The 8,571-nt window shown below is 75.5% G+C and carries 3 protein-coding genes; all 3 read left to right on the forward strand.

What is annotated here, in order from left to right:
• Positions 1-32 precede the first annotated feature (32 nt).
• Positions 33-6,485, forward strand: coding sequence for a type I polyketide synthase (locus ACXYMW_RS15075; protein WP_459036151.1), 6,453 nt, complete (start codon positions 33-35; stop codon positions 6,483-6,485).
• Between the two features lie 21 nt (positions 6,486-6,506).
• Positions 6,507-7,571, forward strand: a complete 1,065-nt coding sequence (locus tag ACXYMW_RS15080; RefSeq protein ID WP_459036152.1) for a glycosyltransferase — start codon at positions 6,507-6,509, stop codon at positions 7,569-7,571.
• Positions 7,568-8,571, forward strand: a 1,004-nt coding sequence (locus ACXYMW_RS15085) for a formyltransferase family protein (RefSeq protein ID WP_459036153.1), incomplete at its 3' end; no start/stop codon positions are given. The genes ACXYMW_RS15080 and ACXYMW_RS15085, both read left to right, overlap by 4 nt.

An 8,571-nucleotide genomic window follows, 5' to 3' on the forward strand; every position in this document is an offset into this window, starting at 1 on the left:
ACACACGTGCTCGGAGGAGCTGGTGGAGCAGCATGACAGAGGGGCGCGATAACGTGGAGCCGGGCGAGACCGACATCGCCATCGTCGGCATGGCGGCGCAGGTCCCCGGCGCCGCGACGCTGGCCGGATTCTGGCGCAACCTGCGCGACGGCGTGTCCGCGATCCGCCGCTTCGGCCCCGAGGAGCTGGAGGCCGCGGGCGAGGCGCCGGGCCTGCTGCGGCACCGCGACTACGTGCCCTTCGGCGCGCCGCTCGACGGCTTCGACATGTTCGATGCGGAGTTCTTCGGCCTGTCGCCCAAGGATGCCGCGGTGATGGACCCGCAGCACCGCAAGTTCCTCGAGGTGGTCTGGGAGGCGCTGGAGAATGCCGGCCACCCGCCCGACCGTTTCGCCGGGGCGATCGGCGTCTTCGCCGGCTGCGGCGAGAGCCGCTATTACCACGACAACGTGCTCAGCCATCCCGACCTGGTGGCCCAGACCGGCACCTTCCTGTTGCGCCATACCGGCAACGACAAGGACTTCATGGCCACCCGGGCGAGCCATGTCTTCGACCTGCGCGGCCCGTCCCTGAACCTGCAGACCGCCTGCTCGACCTCGCTGGTGGCGGTGCATTACGCCATCCAGTCGCTGCTCAACGGCGAATGCGACCTGGCGCTGGCCGGCGGCGTCACCATAGAGCTGCCGCAGACCCGCGGCTATCTCTGGCGCGAGAACGAGATCCTGTCGCCCGACGGCGCCTGCCGGGCCTTCGACCACCGCGCCGGCGGCACCGTCTTCGGCTCGGGCGCGGGCTGCGTGGTGCTGCGCCGCGCCGCCGACGCGCGGGCCGCGGGCGATCATGTCTGGGCGCTGATCCGCGGCAGCGCGGTCAACAATGACGGCGCCGCCAAGGCCGGCTACCTCGCGCCCTCGGTCGAGGGCCAGGCCGCCGCGGTGGCCGAGGCCCATGCCGTGGCCGGGGTGGCGCCCGACACCATCGGCTATGTCGAATGCCACGGCACCGGCACCCGGCTCGGCGACCCGATCGAGGTGGCGGCGCTGGCCCGGGCCTTCGGCCCGCAGGCGTCCGGCGCGTCCTGCCGCATCGGCTCGGTGAAGAGCAATATCGGCCATCTCGACACCGCGGCCGGCGTGGCGGGGCTGATCAAGGCGGCGCTGGCGCTGCACCACCGCCGCATCCCGGCCTCGCTGGGCTACGAGGCGCCGAACCCCGCGATCGACTTCGCCGCCACGCCGTTCCGGGTCAACGACCGGCTCAGCGACTGGCCGGAAGGGCCGGCGCCGCGCCGCGCCGGGGTCAACGCGCTGGGCGTCGGCGGCACCAACGCCCATGTCGTCCTCGAGGAGGCGCCGCCGCGCCCCGCCCCGGAGGCGCCGGCCTTCCCGTTCCAGATCCTCGCGCTGTCCGGCCACAGCCGCGCCGCGCTCGACGCCAATGCGGCCCGCCTGGCTGCGCATCTGCGCGCCCATCCCGAGCAGCCGCTGGCCGATGTCGCCTGGACCCTGAAGGAGGGCCGGCGCGCCTTCGCCCGGCGCCGCGTGCTGGTCGCGGCCAGCCATGAAGAGGCCGCGGCGCTGCTCGAGGCGCCGGATGCCCGGCGGGTGCACGACCACCAGGCACTCGACGCGCCGGACATCGCCTTCCTGTTTCCCGGCGGCGGGGCGCAATATCCCGGCATGGCGCGCGACCTGGCCGAGACCGAGCCGGTCTTCGCCGAGGTTCTGGAGCGCGGGCTGGCGCATCTCGAGACCCTGACCGGGGAGGATCCGCGCGCCGTGCTCTTCGCCGCCGAGGGCAGCGCCGAGGCGGCCCGCCTGCGCCGGCCCTCGGTGCAGCTGCCGCTGATCCTGATCGTCGAATACGCGCTGTCCGAGCTCTGGCAGAGCTGGGGGGTGCAGCCCGCGGCGCTGGCCGGGCATTCGATGGGCGAGAACACCGCCGCCTGCGTCGCCGGCGTGATGGGGTTCGAGGAGTGCATCGGGCTGGTGCATCTGCGCGGCCGGCTCTTCGACCGGGTGGCGCCGGGCGGCATGCTGTCGGTGGCGCTGGCGGCGGGCGATCTTGCGCCGCTGCTCGGCCCCGATCTCGACCTCGCGGCCGAGAACGCGCCGGATCTCTCGGTGGTGTCGGGGCCCGAGGCGGCGCTGGAGCGGCTGGCGGCGCGGCTGCGGGCGCGCGGCGTGGAATGCCGACCCGTGGCGATCGACGTCGCCGCGCACAGCCGCATGCTGGAGCCGATCCTCGACGAGTTTCGCGCCCATCTCGCCACCATCGACCTGCAGCCGCCGCGGCTGCCGCTGACCTCGAACCGCACCGGCACCTGGATGACGGCGGAACAGGCGACCTCGCCGGATTACTGGGTCGAGCATCTGCGCCATACCGTGCGCTTCTCCGACTGCCTCGGGACCCTGGCGGCGGAGAACCGGGTCTATCTCGAGGTCGGGCCCGGGCATGCCCTGTCGGCGCTGGCGCGCCAGCATGGCGGCATCGCCGGCAACCGGGTGCTGGCCAGCCTGCGCCATCCCGACGACGCCGTCCCGGACGACCGGCACTTCCTCGAATGCCTGGGTCGGCTCTGGGCGCTGGGCGCGGCGGTGGACTGGGACCAGGTCTGGGGCGAGGGGCGGCGGCAGCGCGTGGTGCTGCCCGGCTACGCCTTCCAGCGCGCCCGCTACTTCCTCGAGCCGCAGGCCGCCGCGGCGCCCGAGGCGGAGGAGTTCCTGACCCGCAGCGACGACATCGCCGAATGGGGCTGGGTTCCGGTCTGGCGGCCGCGCGCCGCGCCGGTCGCGCTCGCGCTCGAGGACGGGCTGGCCGAGGCCGCGCCGCTGACCTGGCTGTTCTTCAGCGATGCCGAGGGCCTGGCCGATGCCGCCGCGCGCCGCCTGCGCGCCGCCGGGCACCGGGTGATCGAGGTGCGGCCCGGCGATCTCTTCGCGCGGGTCTCCGACGATGCCTACCGGCTGGCGCCGGAGCGCGGCCGCGAAGGCTACGACCTGCTGCTGCGGGACCTCGTGGCGCGCGGGCTGGCGCCCGACCGGATCGGACATTTCTGGCTGGTCACCGGCGACGCGGGCCACCGGCCCGGGTCGAGCTTCTATCACCGCGTCCAGGAACAGGGCTTCTACGCGCTGCTGTTCCTCGCCCAGGCCATCGAGGAGGCGGGCCTGCCGCGGCCGCTGCACCTGACCGTGGTCAGCAACGGCGCCGCGCGGGTCCGCGACGAGGCGCTGCCCTGGCCCGAGAAGGCCACCCTGGCCGGCCCCGCCCGGGTGATCCCGCGCGAGCTCGAGGGCGTCACCGTGGCGAGCCTCGACGTGGCCTTGCCCGAAGGCGCGCCGCCGCCGCCCTGGCAGCGCGCCGCCCGGCGCGCGCGGGCCGAGGCGCGGGCGGCGCTGGAGGCGGCGCTGCTCGAGGAGCTGCTGGCCGAGCCCGGCAACCGGATCGCCGCCTTCCGCGGGCGACGCTACGAACAGGACATGGCGCGCCGCAGGCTGCCGCCGGCGGCTTTGCCCGAGGGCGGCGTGGTGCTGATCACCGGCGGCTTCGGCGGCATCGGGCTGAGCCTTGCCCGCGACCTCGCCGCGGCGGGGGCGAAGATCGCGCTGATGGGCCGCGGCGCGCTGCCGCCGCGCGCCGAATGGGACGGCTACCTGCTGCGCCACGCGCCGCAGGACCGCGTCGCGCGGCGCCTCCGCGCGGTGCTGGCGCTGGAGGCCGCCGGGGCCGATGTGCTGCCGCTGGCGGGCGATGTCTGCAACGAGGACGAGCTGCGCGCGGCGGTGGCCGCGGCCGAGGCCGCCTTCGGCCCGGTGACCGGCGTGATCCACGCCGCCGGGGTGATCGATGACGGCCCGATCCTGGCCCGCGGCCCGGCCGCGATCGAGGATGTCTTCACGCCGAAGATCCTCGGCCTCCAGGCGCTCGACCGGGTGTTCCCGGACGGCCGGCTCGACTGGCTGGCGCTCTGCTCGTCGAGCTCCACGGTGACGGCGCCGGCGGGGCAGGTCGATTACGTCGCCGCCAACGAGGTGCTCAACGCCCATGCCCGCGCCCGGGCCGGCGGCCGCACCCGGGTGGTGGCGATCGACTGGGGCATCTGGGCCGAGGTCGGGATGGCGGCCGAGGCGGTGGCGCGGCGCGCCGGCCACCACGCCGAGGCGCCGGTGACCCGCCCGGACCTGCCGCTGCTCGACCGCGCCAGCTTCGATGCCGCCGGCCGCCGGGTCTTCACGACCCGCCTCGCCAGCACCGACTGGCTGGTCGACGAGCACCGCCTCCGCGCCGGCGGCGCCGTGCTGCCGGGCAGTGCCAGCCTGAGCTTCGCGGCCCATGCGCTGGCGGCGCAGGGCGAGACCGGCAGCGTCGAGATCCGCGACCTGACCTTCCTGCGCCCGGTCGCGGTGCCCGAGGGCGGCGCGCGCGAGATCACCCTGCGCCTGACCCGCGACCCGGTGGGCTACCGCTTCGAGATGCTCGCCGATGCCGACGCGGGCGGCCGCGCGGGCCGGGTGCTCTGCGCCGAGGCGATGCTGGCGCTGCGTCCGCTCCCGGCGCCGCCGCGGCTCGACCTGAAGGCGCTGCGCGGCCGCCTTCCGGCACCGCTCGAGGCAGCGGCGGGCGGCAAGCTCGCGGCGGCGCAAGCCGCGCAGCTCGAGTTCGGCCCGCGGTGGCAGGTGCTCGACACGATGGCGCTGGGCCGCGGGGAGGGGCTGGCGGACCTGTCCCTGCCCGAGGCCGCGGCGGGCGATGCCGGCCACCTGCTGCATCCCGCGCTGCTCGACATCGCCACCGGCTGGGCGATGGCGCTGCTGCCGTCCCACGACCCGGGCGATCTCTGGGTGCCGGTGGGCTATGCCCGGCTCCGGCTGCACACAGCCCTGCCGGCCCGCATCGCCAGCCATGTCCGCTTGGGCGCGGGGTCTGCGGCCGGGGACGCGGTCTTCGACGTCACACTGGCGGCGCCGGACGGCTCGGTGCTGGTGGAGATCGAGGGCTTCCGCATGCAGCGCCTCGCCGAGGCCGCGGCCCTGACCCGGTTGCCGCGGCTGACCCCGGCCGAGATCGAGACCGACGCCCCCGCCGCCGCGGCGCCGCTGTCGCCGGGCGAGGACCGGCTGGCGCACAACCTCGCGCAGGGCATCCGCCCGGCCGAGGGCGGTGAGGCCTTCGCCCGGGCGCTGGCGCTCGGCCTGCCGCAGGTCGTGGTCTCCTCGCTCGACCTCGACGCGCTCTGCGCCCAGGCCGCCCGCCCGGCGCGCCGCGCGGCGGCCGCGGCGCGCTTCGAGCGGCCCGACCTGCAGGGCGATTACGTCGCACCGGAAAGCCAGATCGAACGTGTCCTGGCCGGGTTCTGGCAGGAGCTGCTGGGCGTCTCCCGAGTCGGGGTCGAGGACAGCTTCTTCGATCTGGGCGGGCATTCGCTGATCGCGGTGCGGCTCTTCGCCATGATCAAGCGCAGCTTCCAGGTCGATTTCCCGATCTCGGTGCTGTTCGAGGCGCCGACGATCCGCGCCTGCGCGGCGCTGATCGCGGAGCGCACCGGAGCCGACCCCGAGGCCGGCCCCGCCGCCCCGGCCCGGACACGCCCGGCCCGGACCCGTCCGGAAAGCCGCTTCACCCACCTCGTGGCGATGTACGAGGGCGAGGGCGGCACGTGCCGGCCCTTCTTCCTCGTCGCCGGCATGTTCGGCAACGTGCTCAACCTGCGCCACCTGGCGCATCTGCTGGGCGCCGGGCGGCCGTTCTACGGCCTCCAGGCCCGCGGCCTGTTCGGCGACGAGCGCCCGCATGACAGTATTCCCGAGGCGGCGCGCGACTGCATCGCCGAGATGAAGCAGGTCCAGCCCGAGGGGCCCTATCTGGTCGGCGGCTTCTCGGGCGGCGGCATCACCGCCTACGAGATCGTCCGCCAGCTCGAGGAGATGGGCGACCGGGTGGCGCTTCTGGTGATGCTCGACACGCCGCTGCCCCGGCGCGACAAGCTGCGGCGCCGCGACCGGCTGCTGATCCAGCTTCAGGAGCTGCGACGCAAGGGGCCGCTCTATCCGCTGCTCTGGGCCCGCAACCGGGTCGCCTGGGAGATCGCGCGGCGGCGCGCGCCGGAGACCACCGAAGCGCCCGCGGTCTTCCACAATGCCGAGATCGAGGCCGCCTTCCTGGCTGCCGTGGCGCGCTACGAGGTGCGGCCCTGGTCCGGGCCTCTGGCGCTTTTCCGGCCGCCGCAGCGCGGCCACTGGACGGTGTCGGGCGGCCGCCGGGTCGACATCCAGCGCGCCTATCTCCTGGGCGATAACGGCTGGGGCCGCGCGGTCGCCGACATCGCGGTGCACGAGGTGCCGGGCGATCACGATTCGATGGTGCTTGAGCCCAATGTGCGGGTGCTGGCGCAGAAGCTCCGGCGCGAGATCGAGAGCGCCGAGGCGCGCGCCACGGAATGCGGCACCGTGCTGTCCTTCCGCGACCGCACGGCGGCGGAATAGGCGATGGATCGGGGATCCGACATGACCGACCGAAAACCCGGGAGGGCGGCGCAGCGGCTGCTCTGCGTGGTGCTGAACTGGCGCACCCCGGAGATGACCCTCGACGCCGTGGCGGCGCTGGCCCGGGCCTGCGCCGGGCTCGACGCCGAGATCGTCGTCGTCGACAACGATTCCGGCGACGGGTCGGAGGAGCGGATGCGCGCGGCGCTGGCCCGGGGCGCGGGCGCCGGCGTCGGTGCCGGTGCCGGCGGCCCGCCGGTGCGGGTGGTGCAGGCCGGGCGCAACGGGGGCTTCGGGGCCGGCAACAATGCCGGCATCGCCGCCGGGCGCCGCGACGGCGTCGACCCCGACCTCGTCTACATCATGAATTCCGACGCCTTCCCCGAGCCTGACGCGCTGCACCGGCTGATCGACTGGCTCGACGCGCATCCCGAGGCCGGGCTGGCCGGAAGCTGCCTCGTCACCCCCGACGGTGCGCCGCCGCTGGCCGGGTTCCGCTTCCCCACGCTCTGGTCCGAGATCGAGGGCGCGATGCGCTTCGGCCCGCTGAGCCGCCGGCTGCGCCGCCATCAGGTGGCGATCCGCGACGCTGCGCGGTCCGGCCGGGTCGACTGGATGGCCGGCGCCTCGCTGATGATCCGGGCCGAGGCGCTGCGCGCGATCGGGCTCTTCGACGAGGCCTTCTTCCTCTATTTCGAGGAGACCGATCTCTGCCGCCGGGCCAGCCGGGCCGGGTTCGAGGTGCATTGCGTGGCCGAGAGCCGGGTGCGCCATCTCGGGTCGGTCTCCACCGGCATGCGCGACTGGCCGCGGGTGCCGGATTACTGGTTCGACAGCCGCTGGCGCTACTTCGCCAAGCATCACGGCCGCGGCTATGCCGCCGCGGCGACGCTTCTGCACCTGGCCGGGGCGGCGTTCTGCTGGGGCAAGGAGCGGGTCAAGCGGCGGCGGCCCGCGGACCCGCCGCATTTCCTGCGCAGCCTGGCCCGGCACGGCCTGCGCTCGGCCCTGCGCCGCCCGGCGCCGGCGCGCGAGCCGCGCTTCGCGCCGGGCCCCGCACCCCTGACCCCGGAGGGCGAGCGATGACGGCGCCAGGCGTTCTGCTGATCGGCAACGACACCCTGACGCAGGAATGCGGCGCCCGGCTTTTGGCGCGCGGCTTCCGGATCCTGGCCGTGGTGACGCGGGCGGCGGCGGTGGCGGACTGGGCCGGCGGCGCCGGGCTCGCCGAGCGGCCGCCCGGCAGCGACCTGGCCGACCGGCTCCCCGCGGGGCCGGTGGACTGGCTGTTCTCGGTGGCCAATCTGGAGCTGATCCCCGGCGCGGTGCTGGCGCGGCCGCGGCGCGGCGCGATCAATTTCCACGACGGCCCGCTGCCCCGCCATGCCGGGCTCAACGCCCCGGCCTGGGCGCTGATCGCCGGCGAGCCCCGGCACGGCATCGCCTGGCACCTGATCGAGGGCGGCATCGACGAGGGCGATCTGCTGGTCACCCGCGAGGTCGCCATCGCCCCGCGCGACACCGCGGTGTCGCTGAACCTGAAATGCTTCGAGGCCGGGCTCGACGGCTTCGGCGAGCTGCTCGACCGGATCGCCGCGGACCGGCTGGAGCGGCGCAAGCAGGCGCTGGCGGCGCGCAGCTTCCATTACCGCGCCGACCGCCCCGAGGGCCTGGGCTGGCTGGATTTCCGGCGCGAGGCCGCGGTGCTCGACCGGCTGGTGCGGGGGCTCGATCACGGCCCCTACCGCAATCCGCTCTGCCTGCCGAAGCTCTGCGTGGCGGGCCGCCTGCTGGCGGTGGGCGAGGCCCGCCCCGGCCCCGAGGCGGCCGCGCCGGCGGCGCCGGGCACGGTGCTGGCGCAGGAGGCGGGGGGTGCGATCCTCGCCTGCGGGGCGGGCACGCTCTGGGTTTCGGGCCTGCGCGACATGGACGGGCAGCCGGTCGCCGCCACCGACCTGGCGCCGGGCGCACTGGCCGTGCCGCCGCCGCCGGTCCCGGACGGTCTGGCCCGGCGCGAGCCGCATTGGCGCGCCGCGCTGGCCGCGCTGCGGCCCGCCGCGCTGCCGGGGGCCGGACCCGCCTCGGG

This window comes from Roseivivax sp. CAU 1761 (assembly GCF_054482755.1).

Bases quoted from the DNA above. Each gene is read 5' to 3' on its own strand.
- ACXYMW_RS15075 (WP_459036151.1), top strand. From the start codon at position 33: ATGACAGAGGGGCGCGATAACGTGGAGCCGGGCGAGACCGACATCGCC.
- ACXYMW_RS15080 (WP_459036152.1), top strand. From the start codon at position 6,507: ATGACCGACCGAAAACCCGGGAGGGCGGCGCAGCGGCTGCTCTGCGTG.